Source organism: Sphingobacterium sp. UBA2480, assembly GCF_002341965.1.
GTDB classification, from domain to species: Bacteria; Bacteroidota; Bacteroidia; order Sphingobacteriales; family Sphingobacteriaceae; genus Sphingobacterium; species Sphingobacterium multivorum.
The window spans coordinates 892,289-918,186 of record NZ_DDPA01000007.1; the positions used below are offsets into that span (position 1 = coordinate 892,289).

The following is a 25,898-nucleotide window of genomic DNA, read 5'->3' on the forward strand; positions in this document are numbered from 1 at the left end:
ATGGATGGAAAAAAACATATTTTTGTAATTATATTAAAATAGTTTATATTATAGATGACTGAAGGAAAAGGAACAAACTTGCTTAAAGCAGCAAAGGAACTCAACATCGGGATACATACCGCCGTGGAATGTTTAGTGAAAAAAGGATATGATGTAGAAGCAAAGCCTAACACTAAATTGAGCGGAGAGATGTATGGTGTGCTGTTAAAAGAGTTTCAGGGAGACAAATCACTGAAAGATGAAGCTAAACAAATTGTGATTGGCAAAATTCGTCGTGAGGAGTCGCCGTCCTCTTCTCCTAAGGAATCATCTAAGAATGAGGATTTCGAAGATCATGATGAATCCAAGGAAATCTTGGTCAAGAATACAGTAGAAATCCCTTCTGTTAAGGAAACTACTCCTGCAAAAGTGGAGGAGCCCGTTCATCAAGGTGGTATGAAGGTGGTTGGTAAGATTGATCTTGACGCATTGAATAGAGGCGGAAGTAAGGTCAAGAAGGAAGAACCTGTTAAGGAGGAACCAAAAACCATTAAAGAAACGCCTGTAGAGGCTAAAGCTGAAGCTAAGGTGGAAGAAAAGAAGGAAGCCGAAGTCAAAGCGCCTATTGTTGAAGCGAAAAAAGAAGAACCAAAGGTTATTGAAAAGAAGCCGGAAGTTGTTGTACCAAAAGCTGAAATAGAAAAACCCGAAGTAAATAAAACTGAAGTAAAAGCAACTCCGGTTGTAGAGACAAAAACTGAACCTGTGAAGGTAGAAGACAAGAAAAAAGAAGAAACAGCGCCGAAAGCTGTGCCAGTAACTCCAATAGTGGAGCCTGCGAAAAAACAAGGAGATGAAATTATTTCTGCTCGTGCGGAAAGATTGACAGGTCCTAAAGTCATTGGTAAAATTGAATTACCATCTGCTAGACCTTCCCACAAACCAGTGGCTTCATCTTCAAATGCTGGAAATAATAATGAGAAACGTAAGCGTAAGCGTACGAATCCAAATGGTCCAGTAAACCCAAATGCGGGGCAAGGTCAAGGTCATAATAATCAAAACCGTGGACCGCGCGATGGTAACAATCCCAACAACCGGGACCAACAAGGAGGTAACCGAGGTGGGAATCATGGTCCTAACAACAACCCGAACAATCGTCAAGGGCAAAACAACAACCAACACCCAGGTAGACCGGGACAAGGAGGTAACAACCAACACTCAGGTAGACCAGGACAAGGTACGAGACCGCAACACGGTAATCGTTTTGACAATAGAGGTAAGGGAAGACCTGTTGAGAATAAGGAAGAACCTACTGAAAAGGAAATCCAAGATCAAATCAAAGCAACACTTGCTCGTTTGAGTGGTGCAGGTAAATCTGGTAAATTTGCGCAACGTGCCAAATTGAGACGTCAGAAACGTGATGATGTTGCTCAACATGCGGAAGAAGCTGCAATGGAGCAAGAAATGATGGCAAAAGTATTGCGTGTTACAGAGTTCGTAACTGCAAACGAATTAGCTAATTTGATGGACGTTCAGGTAACCCAAATTATTGCAACTTGTATGAGTTTGGGTATGTTCGTGTCAATTAATCAGCGTTTAGATGCGGAAACTTTAACCATTGTAGCGGATGAATTTGGTTATCAGGTAGAGTTTATCAAACCTGAGGATGAGGAGACTGCTGAATTGGAGGAACCGGATACAGAAGAGAACTTGATTTCAAGAGCGCCTATTGTAACGGTCATGGGACACGTCGACCATGGTAAGACCTCTTTACTGGATTATATCCGTAAGGCGAACGTTACTTCTGGTGAGGCGGGTGGTATCACCCAACATATCGGTGCATACGCGGTGAAATTGGAGGATGGTCGGAAGATCACTTTCTTGGATACTCCTGGTCACGAGGCTTTTACAGCGATGCGTGCCCGTGGTGCCAAAGTAACAGATATTGTTATTATTGTTATCGCAGCTGACGACGCCGTCATGCCGCAAACAAAAGAAGCGATCAACCACGCGCAGGCAGCAGGAGTTCCAATCGTATTTGCATTTACTAAAGTAGATAAACCGGGAGCAAATCCTGATAGAATCCGTGAGCAGCTTTCTGCGATGAATATCTTAGTTGAAGACTGGGGCGGTAAGTTCCAAGCGCAAGAGATTTCAGCAAAAACGGGGGAAAATGTTGACCTATTATTAGAGAAAGTTCTATTGGAAGCTGAGATGTTAGATCTAAAAGCTGATCCGAAAAAACGTGCTGTTGGTTCAGTAATTGAAGCAGCTTTGGATAAAGGTCGTGGTATCGTGACAACGGTGTTGATACAAAGTGGTACATTACGTGTTGGAGACCCTATTTTAGCGGGATCGCATTCAGGTAAGGTGAAGGCTTTGACTAATGAAAGAGGTGAACGTGTTAAAGAGGCGGGACCTTCTGTTCCAGTGCAAATCTTGGGTATGGCCGGCGCACCAACAGCAGGGGATAAGCTTTATGTTCTTGAAAGCGAGTCTGAAGCTAGAACTGTAGCTAACAAACGTCTTCAGTTACAACGCGAGCAAGGCATGCGTGCAACTAAACATATTACCTTGGATGAAATCGGTCGTCGTTTGGCCATCGGTAACTTTAAAGAACTTAATATTATCGTTAAAGGTGATGTGGACGGTTCTATTGAAGCATTATCAGATTCATTATTGAAATTGTCTACTGACGAAATTCAGGTTAATATCATTCACAAATCAGTGGGTGCAATCTCTGAATCAGATGTATTGTTAGCTTCTGCTTCCGATGCGATTATCATAGGTTTCCAAGTACGTCCAACACAAAACGCACGTAAGTTGGCAGAGAACGAGCAAATTGATGTACGTTTATATTCGATCATCTATGATGCGATTGATGAAATCAAATCTGCGATGGAGGGTATGTTGGCGCCGAAATTTGAAGAGAAAATCGTTGCTGAGGTTGAAATCAGAGAAACCTTCAAAATTTCTAAAGTGGGTACGATTGCCGGATGTATGGTTAAAGAAGGTAAGATCAATAGAAATAATGATATCCGCATAATCAGAGATGGTGTTGTAATTCATACTGGTAAACTGGCATCGTTGAAACGTTTTAAAGACGATGTGAAAGAAGTTTCAATGGGTTATGAATGTGGTTTGAATATTGACCGTTTCAACGATATTCAAGTAGGAGATATTGTTGAAGCTTACGAACAAGTTGAAGTGAAACGTAAATTGTAATCACTTAGTGGTACACTAATAAAACAGAAAGCGGCATTGATTTTAATCAATGCCGCTTTCTGTTTTAACGTTCGTATAGTTCTATTGGAACCTGATCAGGATCAAAGAAGAATGTAAAGCGTTTATTTGTTAACTCGTCTATTCTGATCCCTTCATGTGATACACCTGCTTTTTCGAGCTTATTTAATTCTAGGTGGAGATTATCGACTTCGAATGCAAGATGTCTTAAACCGGCAGCTTCTGGAAAGCTGAGCCGATTAGGCGGTGATGGGAACGAAAAAAAGTTCTATAATGTAATGATCATTGAGTTTGAGGTCCAGTTTGTAGGAATCACGTTCCACACGATAGTATTCTCTAGCAATCTCTAGGCCCAGTATGCCCGTATAGAATTTCTTTGAACGTTCATAATCACTACAGATAATGGCGATATGATGTATCTTGTTGAGGTTTAATTTCATCTTTCAATACTTATCTCATGGCATTTGTTATATCTTTTGTTCATTTAGGATATGGAGCATATACAGACTATTTTACCGTGTCTCTCCTATTATTTTGCTCTTTCATATTGTTTAGGCCAAGGAACTTCAGCGTCTAATTCTTTGGCAAAATGTAATGGAAGGTGTGGATCATCAAGAAATCCCCGTGCGATTAAGATTAAATCTGCTTGCTTTCGCGTAATGATCTCGGATGCTTCAATAGCAGTTTTAATTAAACCTACAGTGGCGACGTTATTCTTGGTATGTTCCTTAATCGCGATGGCGAAAGGGAGCTGATATGCTGGTCCTACATCTATTTTTTGATAGGAGACCAATCCTCCACTTGAAACATCAATCAGGTCTACCCCCAATGCATATAGCTGTTGTGATAAGGCTATGGATTGCTTTAAGTCCCAGCCGGCTTCGGCCCAGTCAGTTGCTGAAATACGTACCCATAAACTTTGGCTTGTTATTTCTTGTTTTACTCTTTTCACAATTTCAATAAGAAAGCGTATTCTATTTTCAAAGATCCCGCCGAAAGTGTCTTTTCGTAAGTTGCTCAGTGGTGAAAGAAATTGATGGATCAGATATCCATGTGCTGCATGGAGTTCAATAATTTCATAGCCGGCTTGGATTGCTCTTTTCGTCGCTGTTCCAAATTGTTCAATCAGATTTTCAATGGCGGAAACATCAAGTTCCTGTGGTTCATAATCTCCTGCATGGAAAGCTATTGCAGATGGAGCAACTGTTTGCCAGCCCTGAGGGTCCGTTGGTGAAAATTGATTCCTGCCAAGCCAAGGTTTATTGCTGCTTGCTTTGCGGCCTGCATGGGCAAGTTGTATGCCGGGTATGGAATTATTTGCTTTAATGAACTCGGTTATTTCTTTTAATTTTTCGATATGCTGGTCGTCCCATAAGCCAAGGTCTCCATCACTGATTCGACCGTCAGGGCTAACTGCTGTTGCTTCTTGTATTACTGCTGCAGCTCCGCCGATTGCAAATTGGCCCAAATGAACCAAATGCCAGTTATTTGCAAAACCATCTTTTGCCGAGTATTGACACATTGGGGATACAACCAAACGATTTTTCAATTGTAAATTTCCGATGTTTACTGATGAAAATAATTGACTCATAATTGCTTGTTTATAGAAGATAGGAGCAATGAAAGCTCCTATCTTGATCAATTTCTTTGTATCATAAAAGAAAGCCATTAAAAGGACTGTATTTGACCCTGATGAATAGCTATTCGATTATTAGGGATTTGTAGACCATAAAGAAGCTGATTTTAACATGGCTCTTCTTGGTAGTTTTAAATTAGCAATGATCAGCTCCGCGAAATCTTCAGGCTGAAGAACTTTTTCTGGATCACCATCGGTAAGTCCAAGATCTTTGGACATATCCGAGGCAATCGTACTAGGCATAAGTGTACATACCCGAATATTGTTTTTCCGTACTTCCCGCATTAAAGAATCGGCGAAGCCGATGACGCCAAACTTCGATGCACTATAAGCGGAAGTGGTGGCTGCGCCATTTAATCCGGCAGTCGAAGATACCATTATGATATCGCCTTGATTTTTTTCAATCAGTTGCGGAAGAATAGTTTTTGTAACAAAATATGTACCCAGGAGATTCGTTTGAATGATCGATGTCCAATCGGCAACATCCATGTCGAACACAGTGGAAAACGATGCTACTCCCGCATTGTTAACTAATATGTCAAAGCTACCGAAGGTATTTTTCAATCGCTCGATCTCCTCCTGTACTGCACTATAATTTGATACGTCAAAGACGGCATAAGTGACCTCAGTGCCCAGCTCGGCAAGTTCCGTGGCCGTATCCTTTAAAGCAGCTTCATTTCTACCGGTAATAGCGATATGAACACCTTCTTTCGCTAATGCATAGGCAATCGCTTTCCCCAATCCTCGCGCACCACCCGTAATTAAGGCTCTTTTTCCTGTTATATTTTCCATAATATAAAAATAGGCATGATCTTTTTTATTCCTGTCAGATGATCCTAAGAAAGGCAATTTATTTTGCCTTTTTTAGGATATTTTCGATAATGGGGTAAGTATTGTTGCGTATGTCTTCAAATTGGTCCACATGACGCCATTCTGCTTTTGTGATATCTTCTGCAGTTTGCGGAATCAATTTAGGGACTTTGTTGACTCCCATTTCATACCAGTTCGTTGCTTTTAAGACGAATTCTCCATTTCGCAAAAAATAGGTATGGTATGATGTGGTGATTTTTTTTCCTAAGTAGTTGATTTTGATGCCACATTCCTCTTCAACTTCGCGTACAGCTGCTTCCCGCATTTTTTCATTTTCTTCCACTTTACCTTTCGGAAGATCCCATTTTCCTAATCGGTAGATAAAAAGATAGTCTCCATCACCATTTTTCACCAGCCCACCTGCAGCTTTAATGAGCTTAATTTTATTTTTTAAGTTTTGAAATACGGTTTCAAAATCCTTGTTGATGTAGAGATATGTTTTTGGAACTTTATCAATTTCAGATTGTTTGAAAAGTTTTTGGAGGTCAATCTCTTGAAAACTAATTGTTTGTGGGTTTTTGATTTTCGATGGAACAAAATCTGCTAAAATTAGCACGGTTTCGTTCATATAAATTTTATAAATTTGCGCCATGAATAATTTAAATGAGGTTGAACAAAAAGTTGCTGAATCCTTATTGCAAATTAAAGCAATAAAATTGCAACCTAAAAGTCCTTTTACATGGGCGTCGGGTTGGAAGTCTCCAATTTACTGTGATAACCGTATCACTTTATCTCATCCTGCGATTCGTACATACATTCGTCAAAAGCTTTCTAAGCTTATTCAAGAAGAGTTTGGATCAGTGGATATGATTTCTGGAGTTGCTACGGCAGGTATTCCACAAGGCGTTTTGGTAGCACAGGATTTGGGACTACCATTTTCTTATGTCAGAAGCTCAGCTAAGGATCATGGTCGTCAGAATTTAATTGAAGGTGAAGTAGTTAGCGGTCAACGCGTAGTTGTAATTGAAGATCTAATTTCGACAGGTAAGAGTAGTTTAGTGGCTGTAAAGGCGTTACGTGAGGCTGGCTGCAATGTTGTTGGCTTGGTGTCTATTTTTACTTATGGATTGCAACAAGCTACTGATAATTTTGCTGATGCAAAATGTCCTTATTTCAGTCTATGTAATTATGATGCTTTGATTCAGGTCGCTGCTGAAAATAGTTATGTATTGGAAGAGGATATTGAGATCTTGAAAAAGTGGCGATTGAACCCGGCTACTTGGGGCGACAATTTTCAATAAAGAGGATTAATTTATCGTTATGACTACTATTCAGAATACAACAGAAATCAACAAAAATGTCGGCGAGGTGTATGCGTTTTTGGCGGATCTCAACAATCATGAGCAGTTGATGCCTGAAAATATCTACAATTGGTCTTCGACTACGGACGAGGCGCGATTTACAATACAGAATATGGCAAAATTGGCTCTTCGCGTAGAAGAGCGTGTTGAGAATCATCTTATTAAGTTGACTCCTTTAGAGAAGGCACCTTTTGACGTAACTCTTCGTTGGGAATTGCAAGTTATTGCTGATACAGTGACAAAGGCAACCTTTATCATAGATGCTGATCTCAACATGATGATGAAAATGATCGCTTCTGGGCCGCTTCAAAAATTGGTTGACTTTCAGGTCAACAAATTAAAAGAAAAGCTAGGGTAGGTTGGTTCATAGCGAATATAAAAAAAGCTCGATTAGTAATAATCGAGCTTTTTTTATGCTAGTCTTTCATTGACTTTTTTCCAATTCACAACATTCCACCAATTTTTAATATAATCAGCTCTTTTGTTTTGATAGTGCAGGTAATAAGCATGCTCCCATACATCAAGACCTAAAATGGGAATACCTTTTACCTCTGCAACATCCATTAAAGGATTGTCTTGGTTTGGAGTAGAGCTAATTTTTAAGTTACCTGAGTCATCCAAAAGCAACCAGGCCCATCCCGAACCGAATCGTGAGGTTGCTGCAGCGGCAAACTGTTCTTTGAATTTGTCTAGAGAACCAAATGTCTTATTGATCATAGTCAATAATTTTTCGGATGGCTGGCTCGGCTTATCGGACAGACTTTCCCAAAAAAAGTTATGGTTCCAGGCTCCTCCAGCATTATTCCTTGCTTTTGGAGAGTACTTAGATATGTTTGCTAGAAGTTGCTCCTCTGAGGCTTCTTTGATGTTTTCAGCAAGAATGGCTTCGTTAACGGCATTAATATAGGCCATATGGTGCTTTGTATAATGGATTTCCATCGTCAACGCATCAATATTAGGTTCCAAAGCGGCATAACTGAATGGTAATTTTACTTGGGAAAACTTTAAGGTAGCGGCATGTAATTCAGTAGCTTTCGCGGAAGCAATATCTTGTAATATTGATCCAGATACAGCGATGCCTAGCGTAGCTTTTGCTGCATTTTGAAGGAAGTTTCTGCGTGTTTGCATATAATCTTATTGTGATTAGTTTTGATATAAATATAACGTGAAATTTTGCAAATATTGTCCAAGAATTGTCTGTTAATTGTAATACAACAAAATTGTTATAAATTGATCTGTAGAGCAGCATGCTTTGTTTCGAATTTTGATGTACGGTAATTTCGCTACCCCTATTTTCTATTGTTTTAAAGGCATTTCATGGCAGTTATAGGACAGGTTGGTTAAAGAATTATAATTGTTTATAAAATCAAATTTAGCTAAGTTTGATCTATGTATACATTAAGGATTTCAAAAATCATCCCCCAACCTAATAATAACCTTACTTTTCAGCTTGAGTCTATAGCAGGAGACTATCCTTCCTATAAAGCTGGGCAGTTTATTACGCTTTCTTTTGTGTTTGGTGACCGTGAGGTACGTCGTTCTTATTCTTTTAATAGTTCGCCGGATAATAATGAGCCCTTAAGCATCACTGTTAAGCGTGTCGAAAATGGGGAAATATCTCGACTGCTCCACCATACTATTGTGGAGGGGGATATCGTCAACGCGATGGAACCTCAGGGTTTGTTTTTATATGAACCTGAACCGGAAAAGATTCGGACCTTATTTTTGTTTGCTGCTGGAATTGGCATCACACCCTTGTACGCTATTCTCAAAACAGCGCTTCTTGCGGAAAGTAAGTCTAAAATAGTGTTAATTTACAGTAATAGTACGCTGGAATTAACACCGTTTCGATCCGAATTGGAGGGTTGGGCAGACCGATTTCCTGATCGTTTAACAATTGTGTGGATTTACTCCAATAGTAAAAATTTGATGAAGGCCAGGTTGAATAGAGATTATATACATGCTATTGTTAACGATCATTTGTTTGGAAATAAGGAAGATGCCTTGTTTTATACCTGCGGTCCTGTGATTTATATGGATCTATGTCGTTTTACCCTTTTGGGGATGGGATTTGATTCCAATCAGATAAAACGAGAGACATTTCTATTGCCCGAAAATGAAGAGGATGATGATGACGAGACCGAAAAGGAAGTTGATACAACGACCTATGCTATCGAATTATATTTTCAAGGCAAAACCTATAATCTTGAAGTGCCATATAACAAATCTATTTTGGACATCGGGCTGGAACATAAAATTAAGTTGCCGTATTCTTGTAAATCCGGTATGTGTAGTACCTGTATTTCACAGTGTACAAGAGGTAAAGTAAGAATGGATTATAATGAGGTTTTAACAGATCGCGAAGTTGAACAAGGAAGGATACTTTTGTGCACGGGGCATCCGGTAGAAATGAATACGGCTATTGAAGTATTATAATTTAACATCTGTATTTAATCCGAAAATACAGTGTGTTGTTATAGGGCGTTATAGCTATTTAAAATTGCATATACACGTAAATTTACCTAAGTTTGAATATAACCGTTTTATAGCTAACTATTATGGGAAAATTACTCTGGAGCCCAACAGAAGAGCAAAAATCTCTAGCTGAGATCAATAAGTTTAAACAATATGTGGAGAATGAGCATGGCTTATTCTTTCCATCCTATCAGGACCTTTGGGCATGGTCAACGACGGAACTGGCTAATTTTTGGAAGAGTATAGCCGCCTATTTTAATTTAAAATTTCATTCAGCTCCTACAAACATTGTCGAGTTACCGGCAGATTCCACAAGCTTTATTGGGACAAAGTGGTTTAGTGGGGCTACTTTGAATTATGCTGAACACGTATTTCGGAACACAACGGAAAAGCGTCCTGCATTAATCTTTCAATCTGAACAGCATGCTAAAAGAGAGGTGTCATGGACTGAGTTGGAATCCATGGTTCTCAAACTCCAAGTCTATTTGAAAGAATTAGGTGTACAAAGTGGAGATCGTGTAGCTGGTGTATTGATTAATGGCATCGAAGCAGTTGCGTTATTTTTGGCTGCTAATTCCATCGGTGCGGTTTGGTCCTGTTGTTCGCCCGACTTTGGGGAGGCAAGTATTCAGGAACGTTTTGAGCAGATTGAACCCAAAGTACTCTTCGCAAATTCCAGTTATTACTATAATGGACGTCTTTTTGAAAAGGCGGAAAGTATTCAGCAACTTTCGCAGCGGCTACCATCATTAGTGGCTTGTGTTTTGATTGATGATCCTATTTGGGAAGAGATTCTGAAAAAGGATCTTACACAAGTTAAGCTCCAATTTACGGCAATGCCTTTTGATGCTCCAATATGGATTTTGTATTCTTCGGGAACTACCGGGAAGCCTAAAGCCATTACACATGGAGTTGGTGGTATGCTGCTGGAACATATGAAAGCACTTGGACTGCATCAAAATGTGCAAGACGGCGATCGATTTATGTGGTATTCTACTACAGGATGGATGATGTGGAATTATGCGCTTTCGGCCCTTTTAATGGGAAATACATTGTGTATATATGATGGAGCTACGAATTATCCCGACAAATTGAGTTTATGGAGGTTTGCACAAGAAAGTAAGGTGGATCATTTTGGCGTTGGGGCTGCTTATCTCATCTCCTGTCAAGATCAAGATTTAAAATCCATGGCTTATCAGCCGAAAACAATAGGGTCAACAGGCTCACCACTTCCGCCAGATGTGTTTGAATGGCTAAATGTACAGTTTCCAAAAAGTCAAATTGTCTCATTAAGTGGTGGTACAGACGTTTGCAGCGCCTTTCTTTCGGGGTGCACTTTGCGTGATGTTTATGCAGGAGAGATTCAATGCCGCACCTTAGGAGCTAAGATAGAAGCATTTGATGAGAATGGTCATCCACTTTATGGGGAGGTTGGAGAACTCGTTATTTTAGCTCCCATGCCCTGCATGCCCATCTATTTTTGGAACGATGGGGCGAATAAAAAATACTTCGATAGTTATTTTGATAAATATAGCGGTGTTTGGAGTCATGGTGACTGGATTAAGATTACTGACCATGATGGAGTAATTATGTACGGGCGTTCAGATGCAACTCTGAACCGTGGCGGCGTACGTATTGGTACTGCAGAGATCTATAATGTTTTAAATAGAACCGAGGGGGTCTTGGATAGTTTGGTTATTTGCGTAGATCATGAAGATGGATCATCTGATATGTTGCTTTTTGTTCAATTGGACACTGGCTTATTGAATGACATGTTAAAAGGTGAGATTAAACGGGTGCTTCGGCAGCAATATAGTCCGCGACATGTGCCTGACGATATTTTTCAAGTAGCGGCTATTCCTTATACGTTAAGCGGTAAAAAACTGGAGCTGCCTATTAAGAAAATCTTTTCGGGGATACCTGTAGAAAAAGCGGTGTCAGTAGACATTATGCGGAATCGAGAATCTTTGTTGGACTTTGAAGCGATTAGCAAAATCTGGAGAAGATCCTAAATATAGCTATAAAATAGCTAATTTAAAAACCCCTCAGATGACGAAGTTTGCCGTTTGAGGGGTTTTCGAATTTAACTTTACTCCACTCAGACCTGTATAACACCTACATTATACCGGTCTAAGATAGGTTTTTCGTTGGCAGCTTCAATTCCCATGCTGATAACTTTTCGTGTTTCTTCAGGTGCTATAATTCCATCAACCCATAGTCTCGCAGCAGCGTAATATGGGCTCAATTGCTCGTTGTACCGGTCTTCGATGGATTTAAGGAGGTCGTTTTTCTCTTCTTCATTAATTTCTTGACCTTTGGCCTTTAAAGCTGATTCTTGGATTTGAAACAGTGTTTTGCCTGCTGCGGCACCGCTCATGACTGCCATTTGGGCGGTAGGCCAAGCGTAGATTAGTCGTGGGTCATACGCTTTTCCACACATTGCATAATTTCCTGCGCCATAACTGTTTCCGACAATAAATGTAAATTTTGGGACTACGGAGTTGGCCATTGCATTGACCATTTTTGCGCCGTCTTTGATAATCCCCCCTTGTTCAGATCGGCTCCCTACCATAAAACCAGTGACGTCCTGAAAAAAAACAAGTGGAATGCGCTGCTGGTTGCAATTCATGATGAAGCGCGCCGCCTTATCTGCTGAATCACTATAGATAACCCCGCCCATCTGCATTTCCATGGTGTTGCCAGGTTTTTTGGCTTTAATGATCTCGCGTTGATTAGCAACGATCCCGACAGCCCAGCCATCTATGCGGGCGAGGCCGCATACAATGGTTTTTCCATAATCTGGCTTGTATTCTTCTAAAGTCTCTGCGTCTACAATTGCATTCAGGATATCCTGCATGCGATAAGGTTTTGTCCTGTCTTCGGGAAGAATCTCTACTATTTTACTCGGATCAGTTTTTGGGGGTAGGCTTATCTTTCTGTCGAAATTAGCTTTTGGATTTCCACCGATTTTATCGATAACATTTTTTATAGCATCTAAACAACTTTGGTCGTCGGGAAATTTATTGTCTGTTACGCCGGATATCTCCGAATGGGTAGAAGCTCCGCCGAGTGTTTCTGCATCTACAGTTTCACCTATCGCAGATTTGACCAAGTAAGGGCCTGCTAAAAATACAGATCCCGTTCCTTCGACGATAAAGGCGTAGTCGGACATAATAGGTAAATAAGCGCCACCTGCTACACAACTTCCCATAATTGCTGCAATTTGAGGTATTCCCATGGAGGACATTCGGGCATTGTTACGGAATATACGTCCAAAATGTTCTTTGTCCGGAAAGATTTCATCTTGTAGCGGTAAAAATACACCGGCGGAATCTACTAAATAGATAATTGGCAAGTTGTTTTCCATAGCAATTTCTTGTGCGCGTAGATTTTTCTTGGCAGAAATTGGGAACCATGCCCCAGCTTTGACAGTCGCGTCGTTGGAGACAATGACGCATAGTTTGGATTTTACATAACCCAGTACCGCTGCGCATCCTGCGTTTATGCATCCACCATGTTCTTTGTACATTCCTTCGCCGGCAAACATGCCTATTTCAAGATACTCACGGTCTGGGTCCAGTAGATATTCTATTCTTTCCCAGGCTGACATTTTGCCTTTTTCTTTCAGTTTTTTTATTTTATCGATGCCGCCACCGAATTTTAAATTTTCTCTTTTTTGGCGAAGTAATGCGAGTAGCTCCTTCATAATTTATAATCTTGGTTTTAAAAACTGTTAAATTAAGAATTTCTTATTTTTAGATAAATTTAAAATAAAATTTTAAAATATTTGCAATTTTATTCCTAAATATTTTGATATATTTGAATTGAATTACCGATTGTAAATTTAATATTCATGCTTATGTTTATTGAAAATAAACAACAAATGGATATGATCAGACAAAGTGCACGAGATTTTGCACAGTATCATATCAAACCTTATGTGATGGAATGGGACGAAGCCCAAATATTTCCAATAGAAGTTTTTAAAAAGTTAGGCGAACACGGTTTCATGGGAGTAATCGTTCCTGAAGAATATGGCGGATCAGGGCTCGGGTATCAGGAATACATTACCGTTTTGGATGAAATCTCCAAGGTATGTGGTTCAATCGGGCTTTCTGTGGCGGCGCATAATTCCTTGTGCACAAATCATATATTAAGCTTTGCCAGTGAAGAACAGAAGAAACGTTATCTTCCAAAGTTGGCGACAGCTGAATGGATCGGTGCCTGGGGGCTTACAGAAACCGGTTCCGGTTCTGACGCCGGTGGAATGACGACATTTGCGGAGAGAGATGGTGATCATTACGTGTTAAATGGTTCTAAAAATTTTATCACGCATGCCATCAGTTCTAGTGTTGCTGTCGTTATTGCACGAACTGGGGCTAAGGGGGATAAAAAAGGGATGTCGGCTTTCATTGTTGAGAAAGGTACACCTGGATTTACTGCGGGAAAGAAAGAAAATAAATTGGGGATGCGTGCCTCAGAAACTGCCTGTCTTTTTTTTGATAATTGTCGGATTCATCGGGATCAACTCATCGGTGAGGAAGGACAGGGCTTTGTACAGGCTTTAAAATTATTGGATGGCGGACGTATTTCGATTGCGGCACTTTCTTTGGGTATTGCCCGCGGAGCTTACGAGTGTGCGCTGAAATATGCACACGAGCGTGAGCAATTTGGGAAAAAGATTTACGAATTTCAGGCAGTTTCTTTTGCACTTGCAGATATGGCTACACAAGTAGAGGCAAGCGAATTGTTAACGAGGCAGGCGGGCTATTTAAAGGATCATGGGGACCGTGTTTCTAAAATTGGAGCGATGGCTAAACTTTATGCGTCGGAGGCTGCTGTTAGTGTCTCGAATGAATCTGTGCAGATCTTTGGTGGTTATGGATTTACAAAGGACTATCCTGCCGAGAAGTTTTTTAGAGATGCTAAACTATGTACCATAGGTGAAGGGACTTCAAGTATTCAGAAAATGGTGATCGCCAGAGAGATTGAGAAAGATATTTTATAGCATATGATGAGGGATCAAGTTGTATTGGTTGATTGCCCAAGAGACGCTGTTCAAGGGCTTCATAACTTTATTGAGACAGATAAGAAAATTAAACATATCAATACGTTAATCGAAAGTGAGCTGTTTGATGTTATTGATTTTGGATCTTTCGTTTCGCCGAAAGCAGTTCCGCAGTTGGCGGATACAAAAGCAGTCCTGGAAGGAATCAGAAAGAATGAAAAAGTGAAGTTATTGGCGATTGTCGCCAATCTTCGTGGAGTAGAAGAAGCCGTTCTAGAGGAAAAAATCGACTTTTTAGGGTATCCATTTTCAATATCGGAAACATTTCAACGTCGAAATACCAATATGGGCTTGGCGGCTTCTTATCAGCAAGTAAAAGAAATGAAACTTTTGGCAGACGCTAATCATAAATCTTTAGTTATTTATATTAGCATGGCTTTTGGGAACCCATACAAGGATCCGTGGTCCCCACTTTTGGTAGAAGAATGGATTGGGAAATTATACGATCTGGGTATCCGGGAATTTTCTTTGGCAGACACAACTTCAGAAGCCGATGCGAATCAGATTTCAGCATTATTCACTTTTGTTAAAGCCAGTTTTCCAAAACTGGAAATAGGTGCACATTTTCATGCGAGGCAAGCGGAGAGTCTTGCTAAGATTGAAGCCGCTTATCTCGCAGGTTGCCGTAAATTTGAAGGCGCATTGCTTGGTTATGGCGGTTGTCCATTTGCAAAAGATGATTTGGTTGGCAATATACCTTCAGAACTCTTGTTGCGTTATTTTGGACGAGGAACTGATGCTGAAATACTCGGATTGGAGCATAGCTTCAGGCAAATGATTTTGTAGGGATTTTTGAGATGGAAAAACTGAATTTTATAAAGGTGCACGTTGAGCAGCATGTGTTCAATTTGACGCTAGCTCGTTCGGATAAAAGAAATGCTTTTAGTCCGACTATGGTGAACGAAATTGCCTATGCATTGAATCTGGCGAATAGCAATCCCGATATTCGTTTAGTACAAATAGAGGCTGAAGGTCCGGTGTTCTGTGCGGGTATGGATCTTAAAGCTTTTGAGGATCCTACAGTAGATATTGGTAATCCGGCAATTCCAAAGGTTGAAAAGTCTTTGGCAGAAATATTTGCCTGTTTAGATAAGCCTTCAATCTGTGTTGTTAGGGGAGATGTTATTGCAGGTGGTTTTTTGATTGCATTATCTTGCACTTATTTGTTTGCACTGCCACATGTACGTTTTTCTTTGCCAGAAGTAAAAATCGGACTCTTTCCATTTCAGGTGTTGGCCTTGCTAATGGAATATATGCCTGAAAGAAAAGCGATGGATCTTTGTATCAGGGGAGATTCTTTTTCTGCGGGAGATGCGCTGGATAAGGGTATTCTGTCCGGAATTTTGGATGTTGAAGAAACTGCCTTGGTTGAATTGAGAGAAACTATTCTTAAAAATGCTCCTTTGGCTATATCGAGAGGTTTTGTTGCACTGCGAAGGCTAAAAGAGCAAGATTATGATGATAAGTATAACTTTCTCTTAGAGAGCTTGGCAGATTTGCGTAAAACCAATGATTTCAAGGAGGGAATGGATGCCATGCGTAATAAAAGAAAAGCCAACTGGAAAAATAGCTAATTAAAATGATCGAAAACTCGGTCTGCTTGTCAAGGGAGAGAATTCCCAAGGAATAGAACTAAGGATAATCAGTAAAGCTAGTCCAAACCAGATTAATAATGTTTTAAAACGTCGATCGTTTGTATCGGCGTTTTTGCTTTTATGGGCACCCAATGTCAGGCAAATTGCAGCCATAATCATCATGCTACTGTGCTCCATACCGAAGAAGCGAATTTGCCTCAGGTGGACTGCTTCGTCGAAATGTCGTAGGAAGTACTGTGTGATGGGGCTCAGTATATAGAGATTAATACCTAAAACTAGCTGAATATAGAAAGAAATAACCGTGGTTTTTACAAGAAATTGATCGATAGGGGAGAATAGAAGCTGCTGTTTTTTCTTATAAAAAAAGGTTGAAAGACTAATTGCTAGTATAATCAGTACTTCCCATCTCCATAAAGAATGCATCGCTAGAATGAAGGGATAAATGTAATTCATCATGAAAACAAAGATGGTAATAAAATAGATTTAAAGCTATTTTAAACTAAACCAGCTTATAGAATAGATGCTGGTTTTTCATTAATTGTCTACGTCTTCTGATCAAAGGGACTTGTATTTATATGTATTTTTACTTTATATGAGCACTTTATTGTTTTGGTTATTAGGTTGCTTTGTATTGTTTTTAACTCTTGGTTAATGCTGTTGTTATGTGTAATTCGCCGTTTATCTATCAGGCGGAGAATAACGATTAGCTGGACCAAATAGGCCGTCCAAATGATCGAGAACGAAGGTATTCGCTTGTGAATAACTAATGATCGGCTGTATGCCTTATTTTTAGTTGTTTTTAGCCTCTCTGAGGTGATGTTTGTCATTCCCGAAGGTTTGTGTGGTTTTGATTTGTTTTAGCTGAGAATGCGGCTATTTCGGGTTTTTGAAGGTGGTTGCGATTTGCGTGTTGTTTTTAAGGATAACGCACATCGATAAAAATCATGTTTTATTTGATTACGAATTTCATAATTTATTATAATAACAATTTGTTTATCATAGTATTATGTTTATTATATAAATTGAATGTATATGTTTTATTATGTCCGATCTGCGCTATTAAATTAAAATAATGCTTGAGCGTAAGCAAAGCTCTGCCTGTGTTTTTTTTTAAATATTTTTGGAATTATACAAAATCCGTTTCTATATTAGTGTATTAATTAAATAATACAGTAGTATGGTTACTATCCAAAATCTAAATTTCAGCTATAGTAAATCAAGGCCCCTTTTTCTTCATATGGATCTTGAATTGAAGCAGGGGCATATCTATGGCCTATTGGGAAAGAATGGTGCTGGCAAATCAACTTTGCTTAAGAATATTGCCGGTTTGGTATATCCTGTTTCGGGGCAAGTTGATGTGCTGGGGCATAACCCTAATCGAAGGGAACCTTCCTTGTTAAGGGAGATTAGTTTTATTCCGGAAGAGTTTTATCTCCCTGCCGTAAAATCAGAACAGTTTCTGAAGGCTAATGCAGGGTTCTACCCCAACTTCGATCAGGTATATTTTGATCAGCTTATTCGTGAGTTCGATATTCCCATTGAGCAAAAATTAGCAAGCATGAGTTATGGACAGAAAAAGAAATATATTATTTCTTTCGGTTTAGCGTCTAACACAAAAGTGATCATCATGGATGAGCCAACGAATGGTTTGGATATTCCTTCTAAGGTTCAGTTTCGAAAGATCATGGCTTCTGCCATTACTGATGATCGATGTGTAATTATCTCCACACATCAGGTGCGTGATCTGGATAATCTTATTGATGCTGTTATTTTACTTGATGATCATAAGGTTGCACTCAACGCTCCGATGCATGTGATTACTGATCGCTTATGCTTTAAAAAAGTAAGAGAGTTGCCTTTGGATACACTCTATTCCGAAGAAGGAGTAGGCGGTTTTAATGTTATTCTTCCAAACTCGGCGGCAGAAGATTCGAAACTGGATTTGGAGTTGCTATTTAATGCAGTGTTACAGTGCAAGGAAAAAATTACGGACCTTATTAAACATGATGAATATGTCAAATCTATTTAATGCTACGCGTTTTTTTGGACTGATTCGAAGACAATGGATTGGTTTTGGGCGAATTTATCTGATGTCAATAGGGATTATTGCCGGGGTAATTTTTGGTTTTTATGCAGTTAATTTGGGGTCAAATTATGATGATATCAAAAAGAATACTGTTTATTCGTTGCTAAATTTCAGAGCACCGTTGTTTTGTATCTTGGGACTCTTTTTTGTAACGGTTATCTCGAGCAGTTATTTTGCTGATTTAGGGAAGAAGACCCGGGCGATTTTTGAGCTGATGATTCCAGCGTCACAATTGGAAAAGTTTCTGGTCAGCTTATTCTATACGGTTGTCGTGAGTATTGGTTCATATTTATTGGTCTTTTATTTGATCGATTTGGCATTTGTTTCTTATTTGAGGAGCGTTGGTTCTGTGGTTGTAAATGAAGTACAGCCATCAGGAGAGACGGTCAGTGTGGATCTATGGCAGTACTTTTTCAAGGTTCAATACCCTGAACCGGCTTATTATTTTTGTTTTGTACCAATTCTTCTGAATGCAATTTTCTTATTTGGTGGGATCGTCTACCAAAACTATCAATATGTAAAGACGGCTATTTTTCTTGTGCTTTACTGTGTAGTTTGGATGTGTCTTTTTGTTTACTTAATGAAGACTCAGACCCAGGATACCGTAGGTACAATGGATAATAACTATTGGTCTGATTCAAATCATATTTTTGCATTGATCGGCGCTGTAGGAGTGTTGCTTGCCATAATGATTTGGGCGGTTGCTTTTTTAAGGTTGAAAGAAAAGGAGATTTAATATGGAGTTCAATGCAAATAAAGCCATTTACCTTCAGATTGCTGAGTACGTATGTGATCATATTTTGCTAGCGACCTGGAAAGTGGATGAAAAACTCCCCTCAGTAAGGGAATTGGCAGTTCAGATGGAGGTTAACCCCAATACTGTTATGCGGACCTATGATATGTTGCAGCAGAAAGAAATTATAGCTAATAAGCGCGGGATCGGTTTTTTTCTGACACAAGAATCGGTGAAGAATGTGAAGTTATATAGAAAGGCAATTTTTCTAGAAGAAGATCTTCCCTTGTTTTTTCGTAATATTTATTTATTGGAAATCGGTCTGGATGAGTTAGAGCAACGTTATAGACGGTTTGTAAGTCAGAATTTTAATCAAAATGAGTCATGAAATTAAGTACAAAAATAATAATGGGATTAGCAATAGGCTTATTCGCGGTTCCGATGCTTGTCGCGTCCTACCTTGTTCGTATAAATCGAGTGGATGCGAAAAAATATAATGCTGATGTTGAGCAGGAGGTATCCAAGCCAGGTGCAAAGGATGTTTATTACCGGTCGTTCCCCTTGGCAGCTTTCGATAAGCTTTATATTGTAGGTACCAATGCAAGCGGTGTAGGGTTGTATTGGGTGAAAAGCGATAAGTTTATGGTTAAAGTTAATAAAAGTCAAGCCGACTTTGTGAAAGCGAATGTCGATCAATCTGGCAATCTTACCTTAGATCTTTTATCAGGAGGAGAGGGGGGGTATAAGTCAATCTATATTTTTTCACCTGATCTTAGCGTTTTAAAATTAAAAAATGCGGGTATTAACGAGTTGTCCGCCAGGTTGAACGAATTGACTGTCGTAGGTGATAGCGTGGAGGTATTTTCCCTTGCGGAGAAATCCGTTATAAATACATTGAATCTGAACCTGACAAATTCCACTATTGATGATCTTGGCGGGACGGACAGTAAGGGGAATTCTCTTGTCGGTCGTTTATTTGTTAACACAACGAATAGTGTTTTGGGACTTCCGCGTACGAATTATCAAAGTGCAGATATTGTGGCAAACAATTCAGAAGTTTATTTCAATAGGAAGGGACCTGAAGCCAAAGTAGGTCTTCTGAATATCAAAACTGAAGGAAAATCATCTGTCCGTTTAGATAGTTTGCAATGGGGAACATTGAACGGGAATCTATCCAATGATACTAAAATAGATTTGCCTGTCCATGCATTGCGATCATTGATTAAGTAAGGTTTAATTGGTGGATGTTGCAGTCGATCGTTAATAGTAGAGATCGGTATTTTCTGAAAAGGTCAAAATTCCTTAGTGGGGTTTTGACCTTTTCTTTAAAGGGATGATGTAGATTTTCGGTGTTCGATACTGCAGTCCAAAAAATACGTCTCGAATTCGAAATAATTCTTTTTGTTTTTTTTCTTTAACATCTGCAAGAGAAGTTCTACCGATTTTTCTGCCATAAGCTGTGTTGGCTGGGTGATTGTTGTTAAAGATGGGTTGAGACTGTTGGCAAAAGGGGTGTTGCTAAAGCCAATTAAGTTCATGTCATCAGGAATTTTCACCTCTAATTTATTTAATATGTGCAAAACTTTTAGCGACAAGGTGTCTGTCGTTGAGAGGAGTGCATTTGGAGCGGAGGGCTTATTTAATAACGTGTTTATTTTGCTTTCCAGTTCGTCATCGATATTATCTTTGGGGCTTGAGTAGGATATTTCAACAATATTTTCTTCTTTAAAAGGAATAGAGGCATTAAAGAGGGCATCTTTATATCCTTTTATTCTGCTTACATTTCCACCGATATCTTTGCATAATAAAAGAATGATATTTTCGCGTTTGTTTTTGATCATTTCTTCTGTTGCCTGATAGATGACTTTGTTGTTTTGGATTCCGATTTTAAAGGTGTCGAGTTGATGGTTTATCCGGTCAAAAATAATCACAGGGCAGATCTGTTCCATGATATAAAACAAGAGTGATAAACTTGAATCATTTTTTACAGGAGAAATGATTATTCCTTCGATATTGCTTTGTATGCAAAGTTCCAGTGCTTCCTTTTCTTTTTTCTCATCGTTAAAAGTCTGCAAGAGGATGAGTTTATAATTCGTCTGCGATAAAATAAGGGAGATGTCTTCGTAAAAATCAAAGAAAAAAGAGCTTGAGATAAATGGAACAATGATCGCTAGGGTGTTTGATCGCCCCGTTTTTAAGCTTTTTGCGGAGAAATTTGGTATATAATTAATTTTCTGCGTGAAATCTAAAATTAACTTTTTTGTTTCTGCGCTTATTTCATGGCTATCGTTTAGTGCTTTGGAAATGGTTCCTGGAGATAGGTTTAACTGTTGGCCAATCTCTTTTAACGTAAATCTCTTCATGTGCTCGATCCTCTTTCATTGATTGTAATTTGTTCTAGCGTCAATACGATGGTAGATAGCGCTAGAATTATTATTGAATTATCGGTTAGTGTTTTTAATGTATTAAGCCCGAAAATTCTTGAAATTATAAAGATAAGATAAAAAACATGTTTTCAAATGGAGATCAAGAAAAGCGTTGTTGATGAAAAAGAAGTTTTCCGCAAGTGTTAAACAAAAAAAGCTAATCCTGCGATTAGCTTTTCTTCAGTGATCCCGCTGGGATTCGAACCCAGGACCCATACATTAAAAGTGTATTGCTCTACCAGCTGAGCTACGGAATCCTTTCTGTTTTTGAAAGTGATGCAAAGGTAGAATTTCTTTTGATATATGCCAAATTATAGCATGCAAATTTTGACGAAAAGGCCTTAACTGCTTAATAAATAAACGGATTATTTTTTTTATCGCGCTTTTTTTGCATGGATTATTCGGTCTGCTCCATTGATATCTTTTATGAGTTTGACCTGTTCAAATCCTTTTTTGACCATAAGTTCCTTCATTTCTGGACCGAGATATTGATTGATTTCAAAATATAGATCTCCATCTGGGGTTAAATGTTTCAAAGCAAAGGATGAAATAACATCATAAAAAATCAATGGAGCGCTTTCTTCAATGAATAATGCGAGCTCAGGTTCATAAGCCAATACGTTTTGATTCATGTGCTGCTTTTCTCCCGGGGTTATATAGGGCGGATTGGATACTATGATATTATAGTGTTGGTCGGAGAAAATGTATTCCCATTCAAATATATCCGCATTGATAAATTGAACCTGAGTTTTTAAATTCTTAGCATTTTCTTGTGCTGTTTTTATCGCCTCTTTTGAGATGTCTATCGTTGTTACTAGGGCATTATTGAGATGCTTTGATAAGGTGATCGGGATGCAGCCAGAGCCAGTTCCGATATCTATAATTTTTAGGTTTTGAGAAGATTTGTGGTTTTTGATGATCAGATCGACAAGTTCTTCAGTTTCCTGGCGTGGAATGAGGACCGATTCATTGACCTGGAAAACTTCACCATAAAAATCTGCTTTATTGAGTATGTACTGTATAGGTCTATGCTTTTTTAGATTCTGAAGGATGCCAAGTACTTCAGCCTTATCCGCCTCCTTGACGATATCTGTTTTTCTCAATCGATAATTGGTTCTATTTAACCCAAACTTTTCGGCAACAACCACTAAGAATATTGCTTTTATTTCATCCTCATCATATAACCCCTGAAGCTCATGTTGAAATAATAATTCGAAATCTTGAAGTATTTTCATGTGTCAAAGGTACGATTTTCATAGATTTGTATCCATGGATATGCACAAGCAATATATGCATCGTTGTTTGGAACTGGCCCAAATGGGCGCGGGTTCAGTGAGTCCCAATCCAATGGTTGGGGCTGTCATTGTTTTGGACGGTAAAATTATCGGTGAAGGATATACTTCTCCATATGGTGGACCACACGCTGAGGTCAATGCGGTACAGCAGGTTGTACAAAAGTATGGGGAAGAAGCAAAACGGCTTATCGAGGGAAGTATTTTTTATGTTAGCCTTGAGCCTTGCGCGCATTATGGAAAGACACCGCCATGTGCCAATATGATTGCAGAGCTAAAACCCTTAAAAGTCTATATCGCTTGTTTGGACCCTTTCGCCAAGGTGAATGGCAAGGGAGTTGAGATACTGCGCGAAGCAGGTATTGAAGTTGAAATTGGTTTACTGGAAAAAGAGGCTGTATGGCTCAACCGTCGGTTTTTTACACGTATTGGTCAATTCCGCCCCTATGTTATTCTAAAATGGGCGCAGTCGAAGGACGGTTTTATGGGGATGCAAAATAAACAAATTTGGTTAAGCAATGCTGCTAGCCGACAGTTGGTTCACCGCTGGAGATCAGAGGAAGATGCTATTTTGGTCGGTACAAATACCGCAGTTGTAGATAATCCCAGTCTGACCGTAAGAGAATGGCAGGGTAACAACCCATTGCGTATTCTTTTAGATAGAGATCTTGCCATTCCACTAGATGCCAATATTCTGGATGATCAAGCTGATACAATCGTCTTCAATGCTAAAAAGACAGATTGGACAGCAAATGTTAAGTATATTGAGCTTGAAAATTACGGGTTGTATCTGCCGCAGAATATTCTTTATCAACTATATTTAATGGATGTTCAGTCAATCATCATAGAAGGAGGGCGTGCTACGCTGCAAATGTTTATCGATGCGGATCTCTGGGATGAGGCGAGGGTGTTTGAAACCGAAACAAAGCTATTTAATGGAATTACAGCTCCACAATTTAGTGGACAATTGCTTGAAAGTAAATTGGTTTCCAATGATCTTTTAAAGATCTATAAGAAACAGTGATTATTAAATTGTATATTTAGGGAATTAAGCCATAGCCGGTTAATTTAATTCTTAAATTACAATTATGTTAGTTACAGAAAACTTAATGCAGTTTATCTGGAAACTTCGGCTATTCCGTGCAAATGGGTTGCATTCTACGGATGGTGAACCCTTGGCCGTTGTTCATGTGGGGCAATACAATACAGATTCGGGCCCCGATTTCCTCATGTCACATATTAGGTGTAAAGATAATGATTGGTTTGGTCATGTCGAGATGCATATCCAATCTTCGGATTGGGATCGACATTGTCATCAAGAAGATGCCGTTTATAATAACGTTATCTTACATGTGGTTTGGAGAAACGATAAAGTTATTTACCGAAATGACGGTACATCAATACCGACATTGGTGCTTTCGGAATATGTCGAACAGCATCTGTTGGAACGGTATTCAACGATGATGAACGCAAAAAGTTCGATACCTTGTGAGTTTCAGCTTGGTTCAATTGATCTTTTTAAAAAATCCATGTGGCTGAGTACTTTAGCTGTTGAACGCCTAGAAATGAAGGTTCAACAAGTTTTGTTGATTTTAGATCAATTTAATACGGATTGGGAAAAAACGTTATGGGTATGGATTTGCAGATGTATAGGATTAAAAGTTAATGCCGATACATTTCAGGAGCTTGGGGAGAAATTACCTTGGGACATTTTACAAAAATATCGTTCAAACCTATTTAAAATAGAAGCTCTTTTCTTTGGTGTTAGTGGGTTGTTAATTCAGGAGTCAGGAAGCGAGTATATGAAGCAGTTAGCCGGTGAATTTGAGTATCAAAAGCATATACACGATATAGAGGTTGTTTATGGGGTTTGGAAGAGGATGAGAATGAGACCTTATAATTTTCCCGAACGGCGAATTGCTCAATTAGCTGTCTTGTTTAGCAAGAACGAGTTGGGCGTTGCCAAGATTTTGGCTGTCGATGATTTGGAAAGAGCTCGAAAATTATTTAAGATAGCGTCTCTAAGTGATTATTTTGACGGACATTTTTCCTTTGGTACAAAAACGAAGATGAAAGAAACACTTCGGTTGGGTAATGAAACTATTGACACGCTTGTTATTAATGTGATTATTGTTTTTCTTTTTTCATACGGTAAATATTTCAGTATTCAGACCTATATTGATAGGGCCCTAACTCTTTTGGAGCAGCTTCCTTCAGAAAAAAATATGGTTGTGAGACAGTTTGCCCAATATGATTGGCAAGTTCAAAGCGCATTGCAAAGTCAGGGGATTTTACAATTAAAGAGATTTTACTGTGATCGGAAACGCTGCCTTCATTGCAGAATCGGATGCGAAATTTTAAAAAGAAATTAATTTTTTAAGATCTCTGCGATCTCTTTATGGCCTTTTTCAAAGGCCAGGTCCATTGGAGCTAACCCTGAAATATTGATGATTCTGGTGTCGGCTCCATTTTCGAGTAAGGCAACAATAAAATCGATATTACCATATTGGGCAGCGAAATGAAGTGGGGTTTCGCCAGTCGCTTGAATGGCATTGACATTAGCATTGGCCTCGATTAGCAACTTACCGATCTCTTCATTGTTGTTTGCAGCGGCAATATGTAGCGCAGTGGTGAGTTGTTCATTTTTGGTTACGACATTCGGATTGACTTTTTTGGACAGTAAAAGACGTACAATATCTGTTTTGTTGAAATATGTTGCTAAAGTTAATGGCGTAAAGCCCTGTGACGACCATTCATTGACAACAGATGGTGCTTGCGAAATAATGGCCTCCAAGTATGAAGTTAACCCAGCCGCGCAAGCCTCATGGATAGTCATGGATTTGGTGTGTTGTAAAAGTATCCGTATGATCTGGGGTTTGTTGTAATAGCAAGCCAATAGTAGGGGAGAAATTCCATGACTCGTTGTTTCTTGTAAAAGTTCGGGATTCCCAATCAATAATAAGTCGATATCATGGCTTTTGCCTTCTTCAATATATTGTTCTAAAACGGAAAGGTTCATGTCTTAACAAATTGTCTAACGTTGTTACTAAAATAGACTTTATTGATGAGAATAAGCGTTTGATTTGCGAAAATATTTGTATTTAATTTTCCTTTGGATTGAACTGAAATTTGGAAGAATTTTTTTTTTGCGGGGTGAATTGGATCTTAAAATCTGGGAAAAAGGAATTTTTAGG

Annotated in this window: 23 protein-coding genes, 1 tRNA gene and 1 pseudogene; 14 read left to right on the plus strand and 11 right to left on the minus strand. The window is 39.1% G+C overall.

Going from position 1 to position 25,898, the window contains the following annotated elements; translation table 11 throughout:
• Nucleotides 1-54: 54 nt before the first annotated feature.
• Nucleotides 55-3,204, plus strand: coding sequence for a translation initiation factor IF-2 (gene infB, locus B3600_RS16895; RefSeq protein WP_070567751.1), 3,150 nt, complete (start codon nt 55-57; stop codon nt 3,202-3,204).
• A gap of 64 nt (nt 3,205-3,268) precedes the next feature.
• On the opposite strand, the pseudogene B3600_RS16900 reads toward infB, so the two are convergent.
• The 4 genes and pseudogenes from B3600_RS16900 to B3600_RS16915 form a co-directional block, all read right to left on the minus strand.
• Nucleotides 3,269-3,662 (minus strand): annotated as a pseudogene (locus B3600_RS16900) (VOC family protein).
• Between the two features lie 89 nt (nt 3,663-3,751).
• Nucleotides 3,752-4,813: an NADH:flavin oxidoreductase/NADH oxidase gene (locus B3600_RS16905; protein ID WP_286753758.1), complete on the minus strand. Its 1,062-nt coding sequence runs from the start codon at nt 4,811-4,813 to the stop codon at nt 3,752-3,754.
• Nucleotides 4,814-4,933: 120 nt separating this feature from the next.
• Nucleotides 4,934-5,650 carry a 3-ketoacyl-ACP reductase gene (locus tag B3600_RS16910; protein WP_286753759.1) on the minus strand — a complete coding sequence of 239 codons (717 nt, stop codon included), beginning with the start codon at nt 5,648-5,650 and terminating at the stop codon, nt 4,934-4,936.
• 58 nt (nt 5,651-5,708) lie between these two features.
• Nucleotides 5,709-6,296 (minus strand): NUDIX domain-containing protein, encoded by a 588-nt coding sequence (locus B3600_RS16915; protein ID WP_236560231.1) that lies wholly within the window; start codon nt 6,294-6,296, stop codon nt 5,709-5,711.
• A 22-nt stretch (nt 6,297-6,318) separates the two neighbouring features.
• Here B3600_RS16915 and pyrE point away from each other — a divergent pair, with 22 nt between their 5' ends.
• Both pyrE and B3600_RS16925 read left to right on the plus strand, forming a co-directional pair.
• A complete protein-coding gene (gene pyrE / locus B3600_RS16920) occupies nt 6,319-6,969 on the plus strand; it encodes an orotate phosphoribosyltransferase (RefSeq protein ID WP_070567741.1) in 651 nt (216 codons plus the stop codon).
• A gap of 19 nt (nt 6,970-6,988) precedes the next feature.
• On the plus strand, nt 6,989-7,387 hold the full coding sequence (locus tag B3600_RS16925; RefSeq protein WP_070567739.1) for an SRPBCC family protein: 399 nt from the start codon (nt 6,989-6,991) through the stop codon (nt 7,385-7,387).
• A gap of 53 nt (nt 7,388-7,440) precedes the next feature.
• On the opposite strand, the gene B3600_RS16930 is transcribed toward B3600_RS16925, so the two are convergent.
• Nucleotides 7,441-8,157: a superoxide dismutase gene (locus tag B3600_RS16930; protein ID WP_286753760.1), complete on the minus strand. Its 717-nt coding sequence runs from the start codon at nt 8,155-8,157 to the stop codon at nt 7,441-7,443.
• 261 nt (nt 8,158-8,418) lie between these two features.
• Between B3600_RS16930 and B3600_RS16935 the strand changes: the two genes are divergently transcribed.
• Nucleotides 8,419-9,465, plus strand: a complete 1,047-nt coding sequence (locus tag B3600_RS16935) for a ferredoxin--NADP reductase (RefSeq protein WP_286753761.1) — start codon at nt 8,419-8,421, stop codon at nt 9,463-9,465.
• Nucleotides 9,466-9,587: 122 nt separating this feature from the next.
• Complete coding sequence (locus B3600_RS16940; protein WP_286753762.1) at nt 9,588-11,516, plus strand: acetoacetate--CoA ligase; 1,929 nt, start codon at nt 9,588-9,590, stop codon at nt 11,514-11,516.
• A gap of 86 nt (nt 11,517-11,602) precedes the next feature.
• On the opposite strand, the gene B3600_RS16945 is transcribed toward B3600_RS16940, so the two are convergent.
• Nucleotides 11,603-13,210, minus strand: a complete 1,608-nt coding sequence (locus B3600_RS16945; protein ID WP_115050685.1) for an acyl-CoA carboxylase subunit beta — start codon at nt 13,208-13,210, stop codon at nt 11,603-11,605.
• 153 nt (nt 13,211-13,363) lie between these two features.
• Here B3600_RS16945 and B3600_RS16950 point away from each other — a divergent pair, with 153 nt between their 5' ends.
• Genes B3600_RS16950 through B3600_RS16960 form a run of 3 tightly spaced genes read left to right on the plus strand, consistent with a single transcriptional unit; the run spans nt 13,364 to nt 16,146 of the window.
• A complete protein-coding gene (locus B3600_RS16950) occupies nt 13,364-14,512 on the plus strand; it encodes an acyl-CoA dehydrogenase family protein (protein WP_070567729.1) in 1,149 nt (382 codons plus the stop codon).
• A 3-nt stretch (nt 14,513-14,515) separates the two neighbouring features.
• Complete coding sequence (locus B3600_RS16955; protein ID WP_112376131.1) at nt 14,516-15,358, plus strand: hydroxymethylglutaryl-CoA lyase; 843 nt, start codon at nt 14,516-14,518, stop codon at nt 15,356-15,358.
• A gap of 11 nt (nt 15,359-15,369) precedes the next feature.
• Complete coding sequence (locus tag B3600_RS16960) at nt 15,370-16,146, plus strand: enoyl-CoA hydratase/isomerase family protein (RefSeq protein ID WP_070567727.1); 777 nt, start codon at nt 15,370-15,372, stop codon at nt 16,144-16,146.
• On the opposite strand, the gene B3600_RS16965 is transcribed toward B3600_RS16960, so the two are convergent.
• Nucleotides 16,147-16,623, minus strand: coding sequence for a hypothetical protein (locus B3600_RS16965; protein ID WP_201638988.1), 477 nt, complete (start codon nt 16,621-16,623; stop codon nt 16,147-16,149).
• A gap of 721 nt (nt 16,624-17,344) precedes the next feature.
• Between B3600_RS16965 and B3600_RS16970 the strand changes: the two genes are divergently transcribed.
• Genes B3600_RS16970 through B3600_RS16985 form a run of 4 tightly spaced genes read left to right on the plus strand, consistent with a single transcriptional unit; the run spans nt 17,345 to nt 20,216 of the window.
• The gene (locus B3600_RS16970; protein ID WP_286753763.1) at nt 17,345-18,196 is read left to right on the plus strand and encodes an ATP-binding cassette domain-containing protein; all 852 of its coding nucleotides are present in this window, start codon (nt 17,345-17,347) and stop codon (nt 18,194-18,196) included.
• A complete protein-coding gene (locus B3600_RS16975; RefSeq protein ID WP_286753764.1) occupies nt 18,180-18,989 on the plus strand; it encodes a hypothetical protein in 810 nt (269 codons plus the stop codon). Before B3600_RS16970 ends, B3600_RS16975 begins: the two co-directional genes overlap by 17 nt.
• A gap of 1 nt (nt 18,990) precedes the next feature.
• On the plus strand, nt 18,991-19,374 hold the full coding sequence (locus B3600_RS16980; protein ID WP_070567719.1) for a GntR family transcriptional regulator: 384 nt from the start codon (nt 18,991-18,993) through the stop codon (nt 19,372-19,374).
• Nucleotides 19,371-20,216 (plus strand): hypothetical protein, encoded by an 846-nt coding sequence (locus B3600_RS16985; protein WP_286753765.1) that lies wholly within the window; start codon nt 19,371-19,373, stop codon nt 20,214-20,216. The genes B3600_RS16980 and B3600_RS16985 overlap by 4 nt, the downstream gene beginning before the upstream one ends.
• Nucleotides 20,217-20,311: 95 nt before the next feature.
• On the opposite strand, the gene B3600_RS16990 is transcribed toward B3600_RS16985, so the two are convergent.
• From B3600_RS16990 to prmC, 3 genes are all read right to left on the minus strand, one after another.
• Nucleotides 20,312-21,349, minus strand: a complete 1,038-nt coding sequence (locus tag B3600_RS16990; RefSeq protein ID WP_112376135.1) for a LacI family DNA-binding transcriptional regulator — start codon at nt 21,347-21,349, stop codon at nt 20,312-20,314.
• A 247-nt stretch (nt 21,350-21,596) separates the two neighbouring features.
• A tRNA-Lys gene (locus B3600_RS16995) sits at nt 21,597-21,669 on the minus strand.
• Between the two features lie 117 nt (nt 21,670-21,786).
• The gene (gene prmC / locus B3600_RS17000; protein ID WP_286753766.1) at nt 21,787-22,647 is read right to left on the minus strand and encodes a peptide chain release factor N(5)-glutamine methyltransferase; all 861 of its coding nucleotides are present in this window, start codon (nt 22,645-22,647) and stop codon (nt 21,787-21,789) included.
• A 34-nt stretch (nt 22,648-22,681) separates the two neighbouring features.
• Here prmC and ribD point away from each other — a divergent pair, with 34 nt between their 5' ends.
• Both ribD and B3600_RS17010 read left to right on the plus strand, forming a co-directional pair.
• Entirely contained in the window at nt 22,682-23,728 is a 1,047-nt protein-coding gene (ribD, locus tag B3600_RS17005; protein ID WP_286753767.1) for a bifunctional diaminohydroxyphosphoribosylaminopyrimidine deaminase/5-amino-6-(5-phosphoribosylamino)uracil reductase RibD, read from the plus strand.
• A gap of 64 nt (nt 23,729-23,792) precedes the next feature.
• Nucleotides 23,793-25,076, plus strand: coding sequence for a DUF2851 family protein (locus B3600_RS17010; RefSeq protein WP_286753768.1), 1,284 nt, complete (start codon nt 23,793-23,795; stop codon nt 25,074-25,076).
• Here the strand turns inward: B3600_RS17010 and B3600_RS17015 are convergent.
• Complete coding sequence (locus B3600_RS17015; RefSeq protein ID WP_070567707.1) at nt 25,073-25,723, minus strand: ankyrin repeat domain-containing protein; 651 nt, start codon at nt 25,721-25,723, stop codon at nt 25,073-25,075. The two genes, B3600_RS17010 and B3600_RS17015, sit on opposite strands and share 4 nt — an antisense overlap.
• Nucleotides 25,724-25,898 lie beyond the last annotated feature (175 nt).

Coding starts and splice junctions, on each gene's coding strand:
- B3600_RS16980 (WP_070567719.1), top strand. CDS start 18,991: ATGGAGTTCAATGCAAATAAAGCCATTTACCTTCAGATTGCTGAGTAC.
- infB (WP_070567751.1), top strand. CDS start 55: ATGACTGAAGGAAAAGGAACAAACTTGCTTAAAGCAGCAAAGGAACTC.
- B3600_RS16915 (WP_236560231.1), bottom strand. CDS start 6,296: ATGAACGAAACCGTGCTAATTTTAGCAGATTTTGTTCCATCGAAAATC.
- ribD (WP_286753767.1), top strand. CDS start 22,682: ATGGATATGCACAAGCAATATATGCATCGTTGTTTGGAACTGGCCCAA.
- prmC (WP_286753766.1), bottom strand. CDS start 22,647: ATGAAAATACTTCAAGATTTCGAATTATTATTTCAACATGAGCTTCAG.
- B3600_RS16960 (WP_070567727.1), top strand. CDS start 15,370: ATGGAAAAACTGAATTTTATAAAGGTGCACGTTGAGCAGCATGTGTTC.
- B3600_RS16985 (WP_286753765.1), top strand. CDS start 19,371: ATGAAATTAAGTACAAAAATAATAATGGGATTAGCAATAGGCTTATTC.
- B3600_RS16950 (WP_070567729.1), top strand. CDS start 13,364: ATGTTTATTGAAAATAAACAACAAATGGATATGATCAGACAAAGTGCA.
- B3600_RS16975 (WP_286753764.1), top strand. CDS start 18,180: ATGTCAAATCTATTTAATGCTACGCGTTTTTTTGGACTGATTCGAAGA.
- B3600_RS16965 (WP_201638988.1), bottom strand. CDS start 16,623: ATGATGAATTACATTTATCCCTTCATTCTAGCGATGCATTCTTTATGG.
- B3600_RS17015 (WP_070567707.1), bottom strand. CDS start 25,723: ATGAACCTTTCCGTTTTAGAACAATATATTGAAGAAGGCAAAAGCCAT.
- B3600_RS16945 (WP_115050685.1), bottom strand. CDS start 13,210: ATGAAGGAGCTACTCGCATTACTTCGCCAAAAAAGAGAAAATTTAAAA.
- B3600_RS16910 (WP_286753759.1), bottom strand. CDS start 5,650: ATGGAAAATATAACAGGAAAAAGAGCCTTAATTACGGGTGGTGCGCGA.
- B3600_RS17010 (WP_286753768.1), top strand. CDS start 23,793: ATGTTAGTTACAGAAAACTTAATGCAGTTTATCTGGAAACTTCGGCTA.
- B3600_RS16905 (WP_286753758.1), bottom strand. CDS start 4,813: ATGAGTCAATTATTTTCATCAGTAAACATCGGAAATTTACAATTGAAA.
- B3600_RS16930 (WP_286753760.1), bottom strand. CDS start 8,157: ATGCAAACACGCAGAAACTTCCTTCAAAATGCAGCAAAAGCTACGCTA.
- B3600_RS16940 (WP_286753762.1), top strand. CDS start 9,588: ATGGGAAAATTACTCTGGAGCCCAACAGAAGAGCAAAAATCTCTAGCT.
- B3600_RS16925 (WP_070567739.1), top strand. CDS start 6,989: ATGACTACTATTCAGAATACAACAGAAATCAACAAAAATGTCGGCGAG.
- B3600_RS16990 (WP_112376135.1), bottom strand. CDS start 21,349: ATGAAGAGATTTACGTTAAAAGAGATTGGCCAACAGTTAAACCTATCT.
- B3600_RS16955 (WP_112376131.1), top strand. CDS start 14,516: ATGATGAGGGATCAAGTTGTATTGGTTGATTGCCCAAGAGACGCTGTT.
- B3600_RS16935 (WP_286753761.1), top strand. CDS start 8,419: ATGTATACATTAAGGATTTCAAAAATCATCCCCCAACCTAATAATAAC.
- pyrE (WP_070567741.1), top strand. CDS start 6,319: ATGAATAATTTAAATGAGGTTGAACAAAAAGTTGCTGAATCCTTATTG.
- B3600_RS16970 (WP_286753763.1), top strand. CDS start 17,345: ATGGTTACTATCCAAAATCTAAATTTCAGCTATAGTAAATCAAGGCCC.